The sequence below is a fragment of the Maribellus mangrovi genome, assembly GCF_037646455.1.
GTDB lineage: Bacteria > Bacteroidota > Bacteroidia > Bacteroidales > Prolixibacteraceae > Draconibacterium > Draconibacterium mangrovi_A.
In genome coordinates, this window is the sequence record NZ_JBBIXN010000003.1 from 146,403 (window position 1) to 165,366 (window position 18,964).

Consider the following 18,964-nt stretch of genomic DNA (forward strand, 5'->3'; position numbering starts at 1 on the left):
AATCTGCATAGTCAGTATTATTTATTGAAATTCTGGTTAATAAACACGTGAAACTGGCGTGGACCGTGGGCTCCCAGAACCAATGTTTTTTCAATGTCGGCAGTTCTGCTGGGGCCGGTTAATAAGGAAATATGCGAAGGCAGTTGATCCGGATATTTCTTTTTTATGGATGAATAGGCTTCTTCAAGGTAAGCTACTACCTGTTCCGAATCGGCAATCACAACATGAATTTCAGGAAAAACAAACAAACGGCGTTCGCTTCCCTGGGCAGAACTTATCATAACCGAGCCGGTGTGTGCAATCAGGTATTCACAAGAAGTGATCCCCACCTGAAGATCGTTTGGCAACTGTGAAGTGGAAGTAAATGGAACCAGATGCTTTTGCAGGTTTGACTTTAAGTTACTTTCGTTACAAACGATCAATTCTTTGACAAACCTGTCGAGAAAGGTTTTTAATTCGGAGTACAGTTCCGCTTTGGAGTGGCACAAATGAACGCTCCCGTTCACTTTCGCCAGGTTGGCTTTGAAGCTTTCCTCCAAAGGTTCTTCTAAGGGAAAATAAACGGGAGCATCAAAATCAGGCTTTTCCGGCTCATTATGAACGGCTTTTTTCAGCTTATTCAATATTTCCTGCCGGGCACTTGCCATCTATTCTTTGGTTACACCTTCTTCGGTGTTCTTGTCTTCGTTTTTCTTTTTGGCTTCTTCCAGTTTTTCTTTAGCCTCTTTCAGCACCTTCTCTTCTTTTTTGTTGCCATTTTCAGAGATAATGTGCTTTTTCTCCCAGGGGCGTTTGCCAAAAATTTCTTCCAGATCTTCACTAAAGATTACCTCGCGTTCGAGCAGCAGATTCGCCAGTTTTGCATGGCCTTCAGCATGATCGCGAAGTACCTGTTTGGCACGTTCGTACTGGCTGTCGATCAGAATTTTTACTTCTTCGTCGATCAGTTCAGCCGTTTTCTCGCTATAAGGTTTTGTGAATGAATAATCCGACTGACCGGTCGAATCGTAATAACTTACATTCCCCACTTTTTCACTCATCCCAAAAATACTTACCATAGCATACGCCTGCTTGGTTACTTTTTCAAGGTCGTTTTGTGCCCCTGAAGAGATTTTTCCAAAAATGAGTTCTTCGGCAGCACGGCCACCCAACGCCGACGACATTTCATCGAGTAACTGGTCTTTTGTGGTGATCGAACGTTCTTCAGGCAGGTACCAGGCAGCACCCAGCGCTTTTCCGCGCGGAACAATGGTAACTTTTACCAGCGGGTGTGCATGTTCGAGCAACCAGCTAATGGTAGCATGACCGGCTTCGTGGAAAGCAATGGTCTTTTTCTCTTCCTGCGAAATGATCTTATTTTTCTTTTCAAGCCCGCCGATAATACGGTCTACCGCATCAAGGAAATCCTGTTTGGTTACCGAATCGCGGTTCTTTCGGGCAGCGATCAATGCAGCCTCGTTACATACGTTAGCGATATCGGCACCCGAAAATCCCGGTGTTTGTTTGGCCAGAAATTCAACTTTCACATCTTCACCCAGTTTTAGCGGACGAAGGTGTACTTTGAAAATCTCTCCACGCTCGTTCAGGTCGGGCAGTTCCACATGAATCTGACGATCGAATCGTCCGGCACGCATCAGGGCGCGGTCAAGAATGTCGGCGCGGTTGGTTGCTGCCAGTATGATCACTCCGCTGTTGGTATCAAAACCGTCCATTTCGGTGAGTAACTGGTTCAGGGTGTTTTCGCGCTCGTCATTCGATCCCATATTCGGATTCTTCCCTCGTGCACGTCCAATGGCATCAATCTCATCGATAAAAACAATACACGGTGCTTTTTCCTTGGCCTGTTTAAAGAGGTCGCGTACACGTGACGCACCAACACCTACAAACATTTCCACAAAATCGGAACCCGACATGGAGAAAAAAGGAACATTCGCCTCGCCCGCAACGGCTTTGGCAAGCAAAGTTTTTCCGGTTCCCGGAGGTCCCACAAGGAGAGCGCCTTTCGGAATTTTACCACCGAGTTTGGTATACTTCGCCGGGCTTTTCAGGAACTCAACAATCTCTTCGACTTCCTGTTTTGCTTCTGCCAGTCCGGCAACATCTTTAAAATTGGTCGAAACTTTTTGATCTTTATCGAATACTTTTGCCTGCGATTTCCCCACATTGAAAATACCACCTGCGCCACCACCTGCGCCACCACGGCTCATGCGGCGGAAGATCCACCACCAGATCAAAATGATGATGATGAATGGCCCGATGGAGATCAATACATCGCGCACCCAATTGGTTTCGTTTTTATATTCGGGTAAAATTTCGTCAGCCGAACCTTCCTGTGCTTCCTTCAGGTTATTCTCAAATGTTTCTACCGAACCAATGTTAAAACTGAAGTGAGGTCCTGCATCCGAAGGTTTCGTAAAGCTATTATCAAATTCGCTGCTGTAATTTTCCAGCCTGTCTTTTTTAATGTAAATATTGGCAACCTCGTCATTTACTACTACAATTCTGGCAACATCGTTATTGGCCAGCATGGTCGATTTAACTTCGCTCCAGGTTGTTTCAACCGGTCCGCGGCTGTTGCTGATGTAAAATTGAACGATCAGGAAAACTACGGCAATAATTCCGTAAATCCAGTACGAATTAAATTTTGGCGGCTTTCCGTCCCCACCTTTATTTGGAGAAAACTTTCCAAACGGGTTGTTCGGATTGTTGTTGTTTTGTTTTTTATTTTGTTTTTCTTCTGTCATGATCTGCTTATTCTGTCTCTGCTATTGTTTTAATTTTTGCATCTGCCCAAAGATCCTCAAGATTGTAAAAATCCCGTGCGTCTTTCTGAAACACATGTACCATAATATCTCCGTAATCCAGTAAAATCCAGTATGCATTTCTGTAGCCGTCGCGGTGCCAGACATCGGTTTTTAGTTTTTCTTTTACGGTACTTTCAACCGATCGGGCAATGGAATCAACATGGGTAGATGATGTTCCGTGGCAAATGATAAAATAACTGCACTCGGTATGTTTTATGCTTTCTAAGTCAATGAGCTTTATATTTTTTCCTTTTAAATTATCTATCCCTTCAAGGATGGTTTCCAACAATATTTCTGTTTCTTCCTTAACTTTCTTCATATATTTTAATTGTTCAGTACAAAGATAATCTTTTTGTGCATTAAGCATTTTTTAAAAGATTGGATTACTTTTGGCTCTCATGTATTCAGGGGAGAACAAAATCGTTGTACTGACCGATGTTGGAAGTACCAACAATTATGCCAGTCAATTGGTTTCCGACAAGCCGGAAGAATGTACTGTCGTTTTGGCACAGTTTCAGGAAAAAGGACGCGGACAGCAGGGAAATTACTGGGAAAGCGAGCCCGGAAAGAATTTACTGATGAGTGTTATTCTTTACCCGGGATTTTTGCCTACTGACAAGCAATTTTATATTTCCAAGATTGTAAGCCTCGCTCTTGTGCACACTTTGGATAGCAAGGTCAAAGATCTCAGTATAAAGTGGCCGAACGATATTTACATCAGCAATAGAAAGGTAGCCGGAATACTCATAGAAAATGCCATTAAGGCGGTACACCTCGATTATTCGATTGTTGGTATTGGATTAAACCTGAACCAGGAAGAGTTTGTGTCCGATGCTCCAAATCCTGTTTCGCTAAAAATGCTGACCGGGCAAAATTACAACATCAACGAAGTAGTAGATGAGTTCTTAAGCGTATTTAAGGATTGGTATAAATCCCTGCAAAAGGGCAAGTTGAGTAAAATTGATGCTGCATATCTCGACAGATTGTTTGGTCGCAACGAATGGCGGACCTTTCGTTCTGAAAACACTGAATTTGAAGCACGCATCGCTGGAATTGGTGATTACGGAAAGCTACAACTTCAAGAACGTTCGGGGAACATCCGGGAATTTATGTTTAAGGAAGTAGAGTTTGTTTTATAAAGCCACGGGCTTTGAGTTCTTTAAAGATTAAAGCATTCATGCATTCACGCATTTTTTTCAATCCTTCAGTCCCTCAATCCTTACTGGTAAGGTAGTTTTGATAAAGTGTCGGCCAGTTGGTTGATTCCCTCTTCCAGCTTGTTGCCGGCCATCATTTTAATCATCATGCTCATTTCGGCATGCAGGGTCAGTCGCATTTTTGTTTTGTATTCATCAATGCGAACCAGCTGAATCCAAAAGGTAAAACTAAGCGGCAAACCGCCCGAACTTTCCACTTTTATGGTTTTAAACGGTTCACGATTTACGATCTTGATTTCGGCTAACCCGATTCCGGTAATGTTGAATTTGCAGGAATCTTGATCAGACTCGAAATCAGTGATCTTTATCTGTGGAACTTTCTCGGTTATTTTTTCAATCAAGCCTGAATTCAGATAAGTAGAAAGGTTCTCGAAATTTGACAAGTAATTAAATACCACCTGCTCATTGTGATCGATGGTTTTTACCTCGCTAACGTATTTATTTACTCCCATAATTCAATAAAAAAATCCCGTCCCAATAACATCGGGATCGGGATATATTAAGTGTCTTTATTCGAAATTATTTTCCCCAGTTTGCGGGATCTTCTCTCCACTCCATCAATGAGTCGATCTGGTCTCTTGTGATTTCTCCTTTCTCAAGCGAAAGATCGATCAGAATTTGGTAGCGACTCAATGAAGTAAGCGCAATGTTTGCTTTTTTGAAGTTTTCCTTGGCCAGCGGGAAATTGTAGGTAAAAATTGAAACCATTCCAATTACATCGCCGCCAAAATTATTAACGGCCTCGGCAGCTTTCAAACTGCTGACTCCGGTTGAAACAAGGTCTTCAATTACTACCACTTTCTGGAAAGGTTTCAGGTCGCCTTCAATCAGGTTCTCCAAGCCGTGACCTTTTGGTTTCGAGCGCACATAAATAAAGGGTAATCCAAGTTGCTCGGCAACTAAAACTCCCATGGCGATGGCTCCTGTGGCAACCCCCGCTATAACCTCTGCTTCCGGATATTTTTCCTTGATCACGTTTACAAACTGGTCGCGAATGTAGGTACGCGTTTCAGGATATGATAAGATTTTGCGGTTGTCGCAATAAATCGGCGATTTCCAACCCGAAGCCCATGTAAATGGATTGTTTGGTTGTATCTTTATAGTGTTGATTTCAAGTAATTTCTTAGTTACTTCGATTTGAAACGAATTCATAAATAGTGCAATTTTTTGTTGATGCAAAAGTATAAAGTTTTTTTGAATGAAAAGAGGATTCTTTTTACCTCTTTTGGAGAGATAACATTTAGTACATCAAAGAAGAACATTACCGATTTTTCATCCCGATTGAATGTTAAAAATTGGCTCGAAGACTTTTTAAAGAGCAGTGAACAGGAAGCTGTATTTGAAAGCGAGAATCCACGTAAAACATTTGACGACTTTTGCGGACAACTTATAAAACTGGAAGCTGCAGGCGGCGTGGTAAAGCGAGACGGAAAGCTGCTTTTTATTTTCAGGAACGGAAAGTGGGACCTGCCAAAGGGAAAAATTGATAAGGGAGAAACACGCGAAAAAGCAGCTCTTCGCGAAGTTGAGGAAGAATGCGGAATACGGGGACACCGGATTGTAAAGGAGTTGCCTACGAGCTATCATATTTACCAGTCGCCCTATAAAAAAAACAAAGGCGAATGGATCGTTAAGCCAACTTTTTGGTTCGAGATGGAATATACAGGAAGCAAAAACGGAGTTCCGGAAACAGATGAAGGAATTACTGAAATTCGCTGGTTTAAGCCTTCGGAACTGGATGAGGTTCTCGCAAATACTTATGGGAACCTGAAAGAGTTGATCGAAAGTTATCAATGAAGGATGCCTGATACCAGATCGAAGATACTTGATGATGAGCTAGTTTGAGCAGATCGTTTTTAACGTAGAATATCCAATAATGAATAAAGAATTTTCAATGAAAAGATGTTGGAAATTGTTTATTGGTCATTCTGCATTGGATATTATATTCTTAATAATATTTCCTGATCTGAATGCAAATCCTAAAATTGGGACTGAGAACTGCGACTGTATACTTTTATCTCGCAGTTCGCGGCTAACTGTTATTTTTTCGGATTACGCTGACGCATAAAAAGTTCCTTTTGCAGGTAGGCCCCAAACTGCTGCTCAAATCCATCGAGCGGTGCTTTTGCAAAATCGAAAACTACCCGGTGCTGTTCATCCAGCAGCACACACTGCGGGAACGAGCGGATCCGGTATTGTTCAATGTAGGTTCTGTCTTTATCCAATAAAACCTGTGCTGGGACATCGTTTTCACCGAAGAATTTTTGTGCCGTTTCAGTTTCAGTGTTTCGCAGTATCACAAATATCTCGAGATGTTTACTAAAAAGTTCATCGAGGCGGCTCAGGTATTTCAGGTGTTCCTTGCTCACCATGGTTTCAACATCGGCGAATATTAGGTATTTAAATTTGTCTTTTTTGTCGTTGGTACAAATTTTTGTTCCATCAAGGTCATCCAGGCAAATAGCAGGTGCGGTACTTCCTGTAGCCAGAAATGACAACTTATCCAGGATATTCTTTGCGGTAGTTTTTATCAGCGTGTTCTGGTTTTTTGTGAAACGCTGATTCTCGATCAGTTCCATAATGGCCGCCTGCGAAAATTCTTTTGAATAGTAGCCATCGTGCAGCAGTTTCAACAGAACGATCTCGCTTGTTTGACCCGTCGTGTGATATTTGTTTTCCACAAAATCAGTTAATGCCTGCAGGTTTTTTGAAGCCACTGCCTCCCGTATCTTATTACCACCAATGGCCTGTGCCGAGAAACTCAACTGCTGGTCGAAGGTTTTATTGAGTGCCTCCATAAAAGCGGGTTGCAGCCAGTAATCCGGTCCTATGTTGTTGAATACAGAGGAGTAGGCCTCGGGGCGTAACTGAAAAATATCAGCCTCAGCTAATTTTAGTTTGAGTTGTTTATGGTATATCAACGTTAAGGGTGCTGAAGCAGGAACCAGGTTATTGATCTGTGTCTGCACAGAATCAAAAACAGCCTGTGATTGCTGAAGATAGAGCTTTTTAAAATTCGTATCAATGAGGGCATTCAACTGCTGATCGAATTCTGAGATTTTATCGGTGAGTTGGTTTCCGTTTTCTGTAATGAACCAGAAAGATACCGGCTGGAAATAAGGATTCTTTTCTTCGGCAAATGATTTTTCTCTTAGCGGCGGAAGTTTTAAAGTCATGATTTCACCGGGCTTAGCCAGCAACATCCCCCGATAAATGCCAAACTCCGTGTAGAAGTAGCTGCTTTTTGAAATATCGATATCAGTGTTGCACTTCCCGTCGCTGTCGAACTTAAGTGAAAAAGCTTCTATTTTGTAGTTGGTTACCGGATCTTCGGGCTGATAAAATACTAATGTTTTTCCCGCATAATCCGTATTTACGCAACTAATTTTCGTTGTTGCTGCCTGGATAGCGTTCGAAAAAAATAGGATGAAAAAGAAGAAAACTGTTAATCGCTGAACCACAAGTGAACTGTTTATTTTATTTTAAACTCGTTCATGTCAAGTCCTTTGGGCAAAAACATGCTGGCGTCTCCACCGTGCGATACAATGTCGCGGATGATGCTGGCATTTATTGGTGTATGCTCCGGTAAGGTTAACAGGAACACCGATTCAATTTCGGGATGCATTTTCTTGTTAACCTGGGCAATAGCACGTTCGTACTCAAAGTCGGATGATGTTCGGATACCTCGCAGAATATATCGGGCTTTCACCTCTTTGCAAAAGTCAACCGTCAATCCTTCATGAACTCTTACCTCGACTTTATCTTCGTTTTTAAACACCTGATTGATCCACTTCATTCGCTTTTCTACCGTGAAGAAAGATTGCTTATTGGCATTGTTCCCGATCATGATATAAATTTTATCAAACATGGGAACGGCACGCCTTACAATCGATTCGTGGCCGATAGTAAAAGGATCGAATGATCCGGGAAATATGGCTATTTTATCCATCTTTTTTTAGTTATCAGTCGTTCAAAAGTAACGAAAAAAGCCAACTCAAAAACGAAACCGTCGATTAGTTTATTGCTTTGGCCCGGTTGGAACTCACAAACAGGATATTCCCCAAATCGTGATATCCCTGACTGAATTCCTCGATATTTCTTAAGGCATCGGTAGTAAATCCAATGATGGTCAGGTCGGCATCAGCCGAATATTTCATGATCACATTTTTTCGGTTGCCCGACTCAAACGGAACCATCGAAATGTTTGATGGGCTTATGGGCAGACGTCCTGTTTTTATGAGGTCCATCAGTTGTTTGCGTTTGTCTTCAATATCTTCTTCCGGATAAAGGGCAAAAATCTTTATTTTCCCCTTTTTCCAGTCGGGATGGCCAAGAATGATGTAGCCCAGCAAAATCATCAGGTTGGCATTGGTGTAGTCTTCGGGGCTGATCCAAATGTGAATCTCATTCTTATATCCAAAACTTTTATAGGAAGTATTCAGGATACAAATGTCGAAACCGGCGGATTCCACAATCTGGTAATTTCCCGTAATTTCTTTGAGGTTGCCCGGATCGGTTCTGGAGAATTCGAACAAAATGAGGTTGTTCCCCTTCCCGGAGATGCCCGAGAGCTGCACGACCTGTGCAATAGCTGAAGTGTACGACGGCGAAATAATAGTATCGAGGTAAACCCGGTTTTTACTGCCTGCCGAAAGTTGAATAAGCCGATCGAGTACTTTCTTTGATTCTTCGGTGGTTTTCTCGTTCAGCAACCCTTTTATAAAATGAATATAGGTGCCAAATCCGTATTTGTAAGATATCCAGCGCATGATATCGAAGGCCGAACGTCGTTTAAAAGTGTCGTGTGAAATACAGACACCAAATGGACGCCAGCTCTTATCTTTCTCGCTGTCGGCACGTTGAAGCAAAATTTGCAACTGCCGGCTTAACTGGAAAATCACCCCCCTGAAAAGTTTGTTCAGTCCCTGGTTCTCCTCGTTGTTAAGCATTACGATGTAATAAATCATGGCCATGATTATAACCGAAATAGCCGCATAAGTGGCATTCATTTGAAACATCAGCCAGAACGAAGCGAGTGCGCCAACCAAAGAAATGTACCAGTTCGACCTAAAAGTCGGGCGGTATGCCGGATCGGCGGCAAAGTGCTCAAGCAGCGAAATCAGGCAGATGGCGCCGTATGTTACCATAAAGAACATCGAGATGATCTGGGCAACAAAATCCACATCGCCAACAACAACAAAAACAAACGCAATAGCGATGGTAATCAAGGATCCGTTAATGGGTTCGTTATCGGTTTTTCTCCCTTTGGCAAACCAGCGGTTTATGTGGCCCTGCGGAAAAATATCGTCGTAGCCAATGGCCTGTAAGGTTCGTGGGGCAACCATAATGGAACCCAGTGCTGAGCTTAAAGAAGCAGCAGCCAGGCCAATAGGAATAATGGGGCCCCAAATGGCTATTTTGCTCATAATGAGCTGGTCGCTCACAAGATCTTCGGGCGATGCTGAAACCGTAAATTTATAAGCGATGGCTACGTAAACAAACATCCCAACAATTGTGGCCCAGATCGTACCTCGTGGAATTGATTTCTTGGGGTCTTTTAAATCGCCCGACAAGCCCAGTCCGGCGGCAAGCCCTGTAAAAGCCGGAAAGATAATCGTGAAAACAAAAAAGAAGTTCATGTTATCCATCACGGTTTTATGAAAATTCACTTCGTCTGGTCTTATAGGTGAATCGCCCATGAAAAACAAAACGATAGAAGTGATCAAAATGGCAACCACCACATACAAAGCCTTCATACCAACATTGGCACCTTTGGTAAGAATTAGCAGGGAAAGTAAACACATGGTAGGGATTGAAATCCAGCGGCGGTCGGGAATATAAAAGTCGTAATTTTGGTAAATCCAATTAATTACGGGCTCAAATGCTTCGCCAAAAGCAATGACATAAAAAGCCACGCTTATGGCCTGCGAAAGATAGAGCGCAATTCCTATGGCTCCGCCTATATTCAATCCAAACGAGCGGCTGATAATAAAATAAGCCCCACCTCCCTGAACGCGCTGGTTTGTTGCAATTTCGGCTACCGCAAATGCGGTGGGTATGGTAACCACGTGTCCAAGTACGATAATCCCGATGACACCCATGAAGCCAACCTGCCCGACAGCCCATCCAAAACGGAGAAAAAGTATGGCGCCGAGAATAGTGGAAAGAGCCGTGAGAAATACCGGAAGGGTTCCAAATTTTGCATTTGTGTTTACCAGCGACTTTGCCATAAGTATAGTGTTTGCAGTTCTAAAGTTGAAATATTAATCTGAATTTTCAAATCATTTAAGCCTGAATTCCGGGATTGGACACTTGTCAATCCTAATTTAAAGCGGATAATTATTGAATAGTTTCATGTTTGAAGTTTCCACAAAAACATGAGAATCAACTGGCTTTACAAGCAAGTCGTCCACCGAAACATATTCATCTTTAATTAGCAATTGAAGCGTGTCTCCGGCTTTTAAATGCACCTTGTCAGCAACTCTTATCCAGCCATTGTAAACGTCGTAAACCTGCCGCGAGTTCATTTTTGTGAGCGATAATTGTTTGCCGGATGAATCGAAAACCTTGATCTCTGCCCGGGGCATATCATATTTTCGGCTATCAACATAAAGCCAGAACGACAACTCATAATCACCTTCCGGAAAAGTAGAGTCAAGTTTCTGGTCCAGTAGTACCTTTTGCCCCTTGCGGCTGTAAAACGAGCTTTCTCCGCTAAATATGTTTGGCGCGTTTTCGTTTGATTCGAATCCCTCAAAAATGATAGAGTTCGAGTTTGTATCCGAAGAGAAGGCTCCGTGATTCGTTAAGGTCGAAATTATCTCTGAGGCACTTTCTTTCCACTGTTTATGGGCATTTCGAAATACCGAAAGTGGAAGCCGGGAGAGTGTAATGTATTGATCTTCCCAAAAAACTTCGGCCTGATTTTGCAGCCACTGTTCCCTTTCGTTCAGCTTTTCTTTTGAACAAACCAGGAGAAGTGGCTTCTGATTCATATCGTTTAGGCGTGTTTTTTCGATGGCCGGGCTGGCAAGCATTTGTATGCTGCTAAGTGCCTGCGAATATGAAAGGCGTGGCGAAAAGCTTTGAACCAGCGGTAATCCGGTGTGATAAGCGCATTTCATCGCATCCGAAAATCCGTTAAGGCTGTGCTCGAACAACAGTTTGTCGCCACAGGTGCTGGCGAATGGTAAAAAGAAGATGGCCTGAAACTCATCGGGATTGACCTTCGCTTCCTGAAAACGTGCGAGGTATTCGCTGTCGTCTGCTTCGAATTTGTCGTTTTTGTTGAGTAAGCCTCGCGTACTTCGTTTAATATTTATCCCGGCATCAATGGTCCAGTAACCGATTGTGAAAACCAGTAAAACTGTTGCCACAACAGGTAATTTCCTGATTTTTAATAAACGGAACAAGCGGTAAATAAACCAGGCGGTATAAGCCGTAAACACATAGTAAAAGATCCAGGTAAAACGGCCCAGTGCCCGAAACTGTTTTACCGGAGGCAACACATCTAAGAGCCAGTCGAAACCGTATTTAAACGGAATGCACATGGAAAACAGAAGAACAAGAATGGACGCGTAGAAAAATACTTCGATCTTTTTCGTTGGTTTAAAAAATTTCCAGTTGCTTTTCTTTTTGCTGATCAGGTTATAAAATCCGGTTATAAACATCGATGCTGCCAAAATAGTAGCCGGCAGCCCAACATAAGCGCGACCTTCCCACTGATAATCCATGTTGATGGTATTGCCCAAAATATTTTTAAGAAGCGATCCGGGAGGTAAGAAAATACTTAAGAAATTGGCATGATAAACGTAAAATCCATAAGGATTATTGGGTCGGTCGGAAACCCAGTCGGTGGCTGAAACCAGTCCTTTTACAACAATCAGCGGTATTACGGCAACCAAAAATAGAAAGAGGCCGGTCCTCCAGTATTCCGAAAGATTTTTTCGGTGGTTCCACAGTTCAACAAACAAAACACCAAGTATCATGATGGTGAAAAAGGCTACAAAATAAGCGCTTGTAAAACCACCAATTAACGCGGCTAAAATCAGGAGTGCTGACCATAAGGTTCGTTTTTTACCCTGACGCCAACGGATCAGGAAGTACCAATACATGGGCAGAAACACGGCGTAAACCATCTCGAAATGACCATGTATCCTGTCGAATTGCGGACTGAGAAATAATAAAATCAGCGATATTATTCCTGCATACCAGCGCGGTAGCGAATAATGCCGGAGGATAAGAAAGATAAACGGAAGGGCTAAAAGAAAAAGTGCCATCATCGTCAGGTTTAATATGGCAACTCCATGATCGGCCACCGAGTAAATGTGCTTATCGACGAACTTTACAAGCTGCACATAAAGTGGGTGCGAGTTGATGTATTGCAAATGGTCGCCGTAAGGATAGTTGATGCCGTCGTGCCGAATACCATCGTCGTATTTTAAATAGTAGGCAAAATTAAAATAGCTTTTTTGTGCGTCGCCTCCTTTCGAATATAAAATTGAATTGGGGTATTGAAACACCGGTTTTAGCTGCATAAACAAAACCAGCGTGGCGACAAGCATTAAAAATATTATGGCTATTCCGTTTTTTTTCATGTAAGTCAAATTCTTGAATTTGGTATTTGTACCGATAATGAAAGTGCAATATCATCAATATAAACAGCCTCCTTTTTGGAGTTGTAAAAATATAATTTCAGTTCATTCACCTGCTGAAATTTAGGTGTAAGATAGAGTTTATATTTAAAGTCATCCCAGGTGTTTGATTGTAAGGAATAATCGGAACAAAAAACTGCTTGGCGCAACACATTGCCATCTTTATTGGTAAGTTCAATGATCAGTCGGGCACCGTTTTTTTCCGATTCCTGCAGGAATTTGCAGGACAACTCCAATGACGTGATCGGATTTTCCATCACCGGGTCGTCCTTCAAATGAAAGGTCGATCCGTATTTATCTCCTTTTCTGATAACATCAGACACGGTTCCCGAGAAAGACTTTTCAGAAGTAAGACCTTGCTGTTTCCAGGCTTCAGGAGTTTCTTCCATGTTGTTACAATAAGTCTTCTGAATTATGAGCTTCTTTTGATCAGGTGCAGGGCTAAAAGTGGCCTTGATTAAACGTTCATCGTTGTTTGTATTTACAAAAGTGGTATCATAACTTGTTGACATTCCCACCAGTTTTGCATTCTTTTCGAGTTCGTTCATCAACCTTTTCGTATTTCTACCCGGTCCCGAGAAGAGATAAATGGTGTTACTTTTTGTTAAGACCTCGTCAATCTTGGCATCCTTTGTTCTAAAATGTTTAATGGGTTTGTCGGTCCCTTCAAACGACAAAACACGGGGGTAATGCTCGAGGTAATACGGTGTAAAATCATTTCGTCCGGCCACATAACTAACTCCATAAAGCAATGCATCTTCCACCATTGCTCCGGTTTTCCAGGTAGGTTCCAGAAACAAATAATCGGTAGCTGTAATGTGGTTTTTAATGTAATTTAGGGTTTCATTCCGAAATGCATTGTTTTTTTTCTTTAAGGCGATTTGTTGGTTCATTTTTATGAGAGTAGGCAAACTCAGCAATGAAATCAGTACAAATACGACCACAATCTTCAATCGCTTTCTTAGTTCGATGAATTGATTGAGGTATTCCCAAACCAGGAATAGTGAAATCCCGGATAAGCCCAGAACGGGTGCGAGGTAATAATTCTTATAATTTTTTGAAGCCAATACAATTATCAGCACAATGGCAATAAAATAACCGATCATGAATCCAATTCTTTTTCTTTTTTCCTTTTTCTTTTTGATCAGATAAATTTCCATTACAACAGAAGCCAAACCGGAAATAATAACAAAACTAAGGTTGAGTTGACTCGCATATTCAAACGATTTAAGAATCAAATCGAAACTGGCAATCCCTTCCTCGCCCGTACCATAAGAACCTTTATTTAAAAACAAACTGCTTAAAAACCGCCTCACATCCTGAAACTTATCGATTATGGGAAGAAATGAGATGAAAGCCGATACGATAAAAGCCGCGGCATATTTTAACCAGTATTTAAAGGATGGAAGCATTAAAACCGGTATTATCGTCAAAACGATAAAATTAAATTTTGTGATAAAACCAATGCCTAATATTATTCCGGAAAGAATAGCAAAACGGTTGCTGCTAACGGAGTCGTACAGGTATAATATGGCGTAAACGGCAAATACAAAAACCAGAAGCGGACTAATGCGGTCCATGTTAAACCGAACCTGCAAATAGAAGCAAATGGGGGAAATGAGCAGTGTACTCTGAATGAATAACATGGCTGCAATGCTTTGGGTAGAACGATAAACTTTATTCCCTCCCCAAACCATTAAGAAAAAAGTAAATATAAGCAATACGTACGATGCAGACTCGATGTAATAATCGGGTCTCGACAATACATCATCGATTATTGATCCTGAGCCAAACAGAAAATGAACAATACGCAGCAAAACTCCTGAAAGCACCAGAAAAGGAGCTCCCGGAGAATCGGTAAATCCAATGTTGTGAAACTTCAGTAGCGAAACATTTAGCCCATTTAACAGGCAAACAAACTCCGGATCGATACGGGTAATTGAAGCCGGGAAGTCCGGTGCACTGATAAAATAGAGTGAGCTTATAGTAATTAGCGGAATAACAAGCGATAATATGTTGATTTGTTTGTTTTGAAACCAGCTATTTTGACTACTCATACGTAAAAGATATGCTTTGCATATGGCGTAAAAATAGAAATAATAGATGAGATTTTAGACCAGATAAATTAATAAGAAAAGATGGAAGCAATAATCACATTGGTACCTTAGACCGACATTATCGATTTTCTGCGAAGGAAGAATATCAGTAAGCTATTGAAAGTAACTTGAACTGAAAGACTACATTTTTTATTACGGTATTTATTCATGTGTTGTCAAACGGTAATCTGTTAAATCGCCAAAGCAGTTAAGCGTACTATCGCTCAAACAAATTAAATCGTATGTAACTGATTTGTCTGAATGAACATTGGTAATTACAAAATTGTCGCCAGGGCCTTCCCCCATTCCACTGGCAATCAGACTAATATTGTCAAATCTGTCATACATGAAGTCCGAGCTCCATGCAGCGCCACCAATGTCTCCCGCAAACATATATACCTGATTCTCCAATTCGTTGAAAAGAGGCTCTATTTCTGACCAAAAATTGATTGTATCACTTCTGCCCTCAAAAGAGTTGGGTTTTATTTCTTTATATATATTGTCATTTTCTCTCCACAGAAGTTGATGAAAAAACACAAAAATATTATCTACCGAATGGCTATTTGAATGAACAGTTTCTTTTAAAAAAACCAGTTGTTCTCCTGAAATATTCCAGTTGTCAAGGTTCGGATCAAGAACAATAAATAAATCGGTGTTGTAAAAAAAAGAGAAATAAGTACTGCCGTATCTGCTTTCGTACAATTCTCTGTCTTTCATATCATGATTACCTACCGCAAAATACACCGGGAGACCCAACGAAGTGATATCGTCGTCAACTTCATCCCAATCTTCTGGTGAAGGCAATGGCACTATGTCCCCGGTGAGAAATCCGAGTTTAATTTCTTCGCGGCTTTTTATATATCCAAATTTCTCTTTAAAAGGAGGGTGTAATCCGATATTGTTTATTCCAGGTTTTCCGTAGGTATGTCCTGCAACAAAGAATGAATAGGAAGCAGGTTGCGGCTCTGGATCAGGCTCTGATTCTTTTGAGCAGGAAATAAGTAAAATAATAAATAAAGGAATGAATGCTTTTTTGATCATTTTATTAATCCACATTAATTGTTGTTTTATGGTTTTATTTGGCAAAATAAAAATAAGCATATGTTTTACAATAATTTTTGCGCTGTTTATTTTTTAATGTTGAAATATAAAACAGGTTAAAATATTATTAAAACATTCTCGAATTACTATTTTTGCAGTTTCAAAAAATTACATGAATTTTCGGTCTTCATTCATAGCAATAATTCTTTTGTTTTTCGGGATAGCTGCCTGTACAAACAAAACAGGTAATTCGCAGGAACAAAAGCAGCTTGTGTATACGTGCGATGCAGAACAAATATCTGAAGACGGTAAAAGATTTTTGGAGAAGAACGGAAGTAATCTCCTGTTTTCGAACACCAATGCACAATCGGGTGAAGTAGCATTCTCGGGGACTTATTCAAGCAAACTTTATCCGGGGAATCGCTTTGGAATGACCACCGAACTAAACGATGTAAAACCCGACGATTACCTTGAAATTACAGTGTGGCGAAAAAGCCCGGCCGAAAGCGGTCTTGTTGTTGCCGATGGAGGAGAAGTTGGAGGTTACGAGGCTTCGGGCAATGTAGTTGAAAAAGGCAATGACGGCTGGGAAAAAATTGAACTGGAATATTATGTGCCTCCAAACTATTTCAGTGGGAAGATAAAAATCTATGCTTGGAACAACACGGCTGATACGATCTATTTCGATGACTTGCAGATCGTGCATCGGGATAAAAAAGAATATGCTTCATTTGAAGGTTATCCGAAGCTAAGATTGTATGTGGATGAGCAGTTTTTTAAAACATTTGGTAACAAACGTTTCGATGCTTTTGAAACGGGAGTTTTAGTGAATTCGGGCGACGATTATGTGCCAATGATGCTCTACGAGGGTCATGATTTTTTAAATGGCGAGCTTCGTTTAAAGGGCGATCTGGTCGATCATCTTTATGGAGACAAATGGTCGTACCGCTTAAAACTTAAAAAGCAGTTTGCCTGGAATGGAATGCGGACTTTTTCCATTCAGAATCCTTCAACACGGCATTTCTTGAACGAATGGTTTGCTCATCAGATTTACCTGAATGAGGATATACTTACCACCCGCTACGGTTTTATTCCCATTGAAATAAATAGCGAATCGAGGGGTGTTTATGCTTGGGAAGAGCATTTTGAAAAACAACTGGTTGAAAATAAAAACAGAAGAGAAGGGCCGATCATCCGTTTTGATGAGACGCTTTTCTGGGATCAGATACGTGAAACGAGGATTGCAGGGCAAAACTGGGATGTGGATTATTATGGGGCAGCCAAAATAATACCATTTAAAGAAGGTAGCGTAGCGAAAGACTCGTTAAAGGTGAAACAATTTGAGGAAGCGGAAACTTTACTTACCCAGTTTAAGTTTTCTAGTGCGCCGGTAACCGAAGTGTTTGACGTGAAAAAACTGGCAGCTTATTATGCGCTGCTCGATCTCACACAGGCTTATCATGGTTTTGCCTGGCACAACCTCAGGTTTTACTATAATCCGGTTACCTGTTTGCTCGAACCCATTGCTTTTGACGGCTACATCGAAGACGGGATTTATAAACGCATCGATGAACGCATTAACGGATTGTTACCGGCCGCTAAAGTCGACCAGTTATCGCGCATGGATTTGATGCTGTACAAACCTTTCGAAAATCCGGTGTTTTGTGAAGAATATATGGCTTATCTAAAAAAGTACAGCACAAAAGAGTTTGTTGCGAACATTATTACAGAAAATAAAAGTGAAATCGATTCGCTAACGACTTTGCTTCAGGCGGAATTTCCGTATTACAATGCCGATTTTTCTTACATACAAGAGCAGGCTGCGTTTATAAATAATAACCTTGAAAATATTCGCAAAAACCTGATTGAATTAGGTGCCAAATTACAGAGCAAAAAGATCGAACGTTATCATCCGGGAAGTTTACCTGGCGCCAATGCGAATTTAATCGTTCAGCAGGTTCATGCATATTTTGATAATGCCAATAAACATCTGACGGTTTTTAATTATGCCAACACCGATGTGAAAATTCTGGGTGCTTTTATAAAAAATGCACTTCCGGTAAGTTTTGATGATAAACCGGTAATTGAACCCTCAAAAGGGATGGTGGCCAGAAGACTTGATTTTACGATTAACGAAGGCGTTCCGGAAAAACTCTTGTTTGCGGTGGGCACCGAGATGTTTGAAGCGACGATCAGCCAATGGGCGGCACCCAAAGAAAAATCGGCACGGCAGGTTTTGCTGGCTCAGCCACTGCATCCCGACTTAACATTTTCAGGTGACTCCGTACTTTTTGAAGGGAACTATAATTTTTCGGAAGATGTGGTAATCCCAGACTCGTTTCAAGTTTATATAAAACCGGGAACGACTATTGATTTTACGCAGGGAGCCGGATTCTTTTGTTTCGCGCCGGTGGTTTCAATGGGAAATGCTGCACAACCAATATTTATTCATTCAAGCGATAGCTCAGCCAATGGATTTAATGTTCTGCAGGCTGCTGGCAAATCGCGCTTTTCATACACTTATTTCTCCCGATTGAGCAATATGAAACATAGTGGTTGGTTTTCGCCGGCTGCGATAAATATCTACGAATCAGATGTTGAGATGGAGTATTGCCTGTTTGAAGGAAATAATAATTGCGACGATGCTTTAAATGTTGTCCGGTCGGATTTCCGTGTGAACAATTGCGAATTTAAGCATACATTTGCCGACGCTTTCGATTCGGATTTTTGTACCGGAACGGTGCGGAGTTGCAACTTTGAAAATATTGGCAACGATGCCATCGATTTTTCAGGAAGCCACGTTGAGATCAGTGATTGCCAGATGTCAGTAATTGGAGACAAAGCCATTTCGGGAGGCGAGAAATCGGAACTGAATGTAAGCGACGTTCAAATTGAAGATGCCAATATTGGAATTGCATCAAAAGATTTAAGCCGTTTAACGCTCGACAGAATTGAAATAGACGGCGTGAGCTATGGTCTTGTTGCCTTTGTTAAAAAACCGGAATACGGTCCGGCTAGCATAAAAATAGATAATCTCAAACTTAAAAATAAGGTCGTGTTCCATCAAATTGAACTCGGTTCGGTTTTGGAACTCAATGGACGGAAAATAGAAGGAAGAGAAGAGAATTTAGCAATTAAATTATATCAATAAA

At 41.3% G+C, this 18,964-nt stretch carries 14 protein-coding genes; 3 read left to right on the top strand and 11 right to left on the bottom strand.

The window, feature by feature from the left end; translation table 11 throughout:
* Positions 1-17: 17 nt before the first annotated feature.
* From WFY05_RS13560 to rsfS, 3 genes are read right to left on the bottom strand one after another with little or no spacing between them, the layout of a single operon-like run.
* The gene (locus tag WFY05_RS13560; protein ID WP_340113429.1) at positions 18-647 is read right to left on the bottom strand and encodes a LutC/YkgG family protein; all 630 of its coding nucleotides are present in this window, start codon (positions 645-647) and stop codon (positions 18-20) included.
* Positions 648-2,744, bottom strand: coding sequence for an ATP-dependent zinc metalloprotease FtsH (gene ftsH / locus WFY05_RS13565; protein WP_340113430.1), 2,097 nt, complete (start codon positions 2,742-2,744; stop codon positions 648-650).
* Positions 2,745-2,751: 7 nt separating this feature from the next.
* Complete coding sequence (rsfS, locus tag WFY05_RS13570; protein ID WP_340113431.1) at positions 2,752-3,123, bottom strand: ribosome silencing factor; 372 nt, start codon at positions 3,121-3,123, stop codon at positions 2,752-2,754.
* Positions 3,124-3,202: 79 nt separating this feature from the next.
* Here rsfS and WFY05_RS13575 point away from each other — a divergent pair, with 79 nt between their 5' ends.
* The gene (locus WFY05_RS13575; protein ID WP_340113786.1) at positions 3,203-3,943 is read left to right on the top strand and encodes a biotin--[acetyl-CoA-carboxylase] ligase; all 741 of its coding nucleotides are present in this window, start codon (positions 3,203-3,205) and stop codon (positions 3,941-3,943) included.
* An 80-nt stretch (positions 3,944-4,023) separates the two neighbouring features.
* Here WFY05_RS13575 and WFY05_RS13580 read toward each other — a convergent pair whose 3' ends face one another.
* Positions 4,024-4,473, bottom strand: coding sequence for a hypothetical protein (locus tag WFY05_RS13580; protein WP_340113432.1), 450 nt, complete (start codon positions 4,471-4,473; stop codon positions 4,024-4,026).
* A 67-nt stretch (positions 4,474-4,540) separates the two neighbouring features.
* Positions 4,541-5,173: an orotate phosphoribosyltransferase gene (gene pyrE / locus WFY05_RS13585; RefSeq protein WP_340113433.1), complete on the bottom strand. Its 633-nt coding sequence runs from the start codon at positions 5,171-5,173 to the stop codon at positions 4,541-4,543.
* 21 nt (positions 5,174-5,194) lie between these two features.
* Between pyrE and WFY05_RS13590 the strand changes: the two genes are divergently transcribed.
* On the top strand, positions 5,195-5,818 hold the full coding sequence (locus WFY05_RS13590; protein WP_340113434.1) for an NUDIX hydrolase: 624 nt from the start codon (positions 5,195-5,197) through the stop codon (positions 5,816-5,818).
* A gap of 242 nt (positions 5,819-6,060) precedes the next feature.
* Here WFY05_RS13590 and WFY05_RS13595 read toward each other — a convergent pair whose 3' ends face one another.
* The 6 genes from WFY05_RS13595 to WFY05_RS13620 all read right to left on the bottom strand — a co-directional run bounded on the left by WFY05_RS13595 (position 6,061) and on the right by WFY05_RS13620 (position 15,827).
* Positions 6,061-7,482: a TlpA family protein disulfide reductase gene (locus tag WFY05_RS13595; protein ID WP_340113435.1), complete on the bottom strand. Its 1,422-nt coding sequence runs from the start codon at positions 7,480-7,482 to the stop codon at positions 6,061-6,063.
* Between the two features lie 11 nt (positions 7,483-7,493).
* Positions 7,494-7,970: a pantetheine-phosphate adenylyltransferase gene (gene coaD, locus WFY05_RS13600; RefSeq protein ID WP_340113436.1), complete on the bottom strand. Its 477-nt coding sequence runs from the start codon at positions 7,968-7,970 to the stop codon at positions 7,494-7,496.
* A gap of 64 nt (positions 7,971-8,034) precedes the next feature.
* Positions 8,035-10,251 carry an APC family permease gene (locus tag WFY05_RS13605; RefSeq protein WP_340113437.1) on the bottom strand — a complete coding sequence of 739 codons (2,217 nt, stop codon included), beginning with the start codon at positions 10,249-10,251 and terminating at the stop codon, positions 8,035-8,037.
* A 96-nt stretch (positions 10,252-10,347) separates the two neighbouring features.
* Complete coding sequence (locus WFY05_RS13610; protein WP_340113438.1) at positions 10,348-12,618, bottom strand: DUF6311 domain-containing protein; 2,271 nt, start codon at positions 12,616-12,618, stop codon at positions 10,348-10,350.
* Positions 12,619-12,623: 5 nt separating this feature from the next.
* A complete protein-coding gene (locus tag WFY05_RS13615) occupies positions 12,624-14,732 on the bottom strand; it encodes a glycosyltransferase family protein (protein ID WP_340113439.1) in 2,109 nt (702 codons plus the stop codon).
* Positions 14,733-14,933: 201 nt separating this feature from the next.
* Positions 14,934-15,827, bottom strand: coding sequence for a metallophosphoesterase family protein (locus tag WFY05_RS13620; RefSeq protein ID WP_340113440.1), 894 nt, complete (start codon positions 15,825-15,827; stop codon positions 14,934-14,936).
* Positions 15,828-15,984: 157 nt separating this feature from the next.
* On the opposite strand from WFY05_RS13620, the gene WFY05_RS13625 reads away from it, so the two are divergent.
* Positions 15,985-18,963: a CotH kinase family protein gene (locus WFY05_RS13625; RefSeq protein ID WP_340113441.1), complete on the top strand. Its 2,979-nt coding sequence runs from the start codon at positions 15,985-15,987 to the stop codon at positions 18,961-18,963.
* Position 18,964 lies beyond the last annotated feature (1 nt).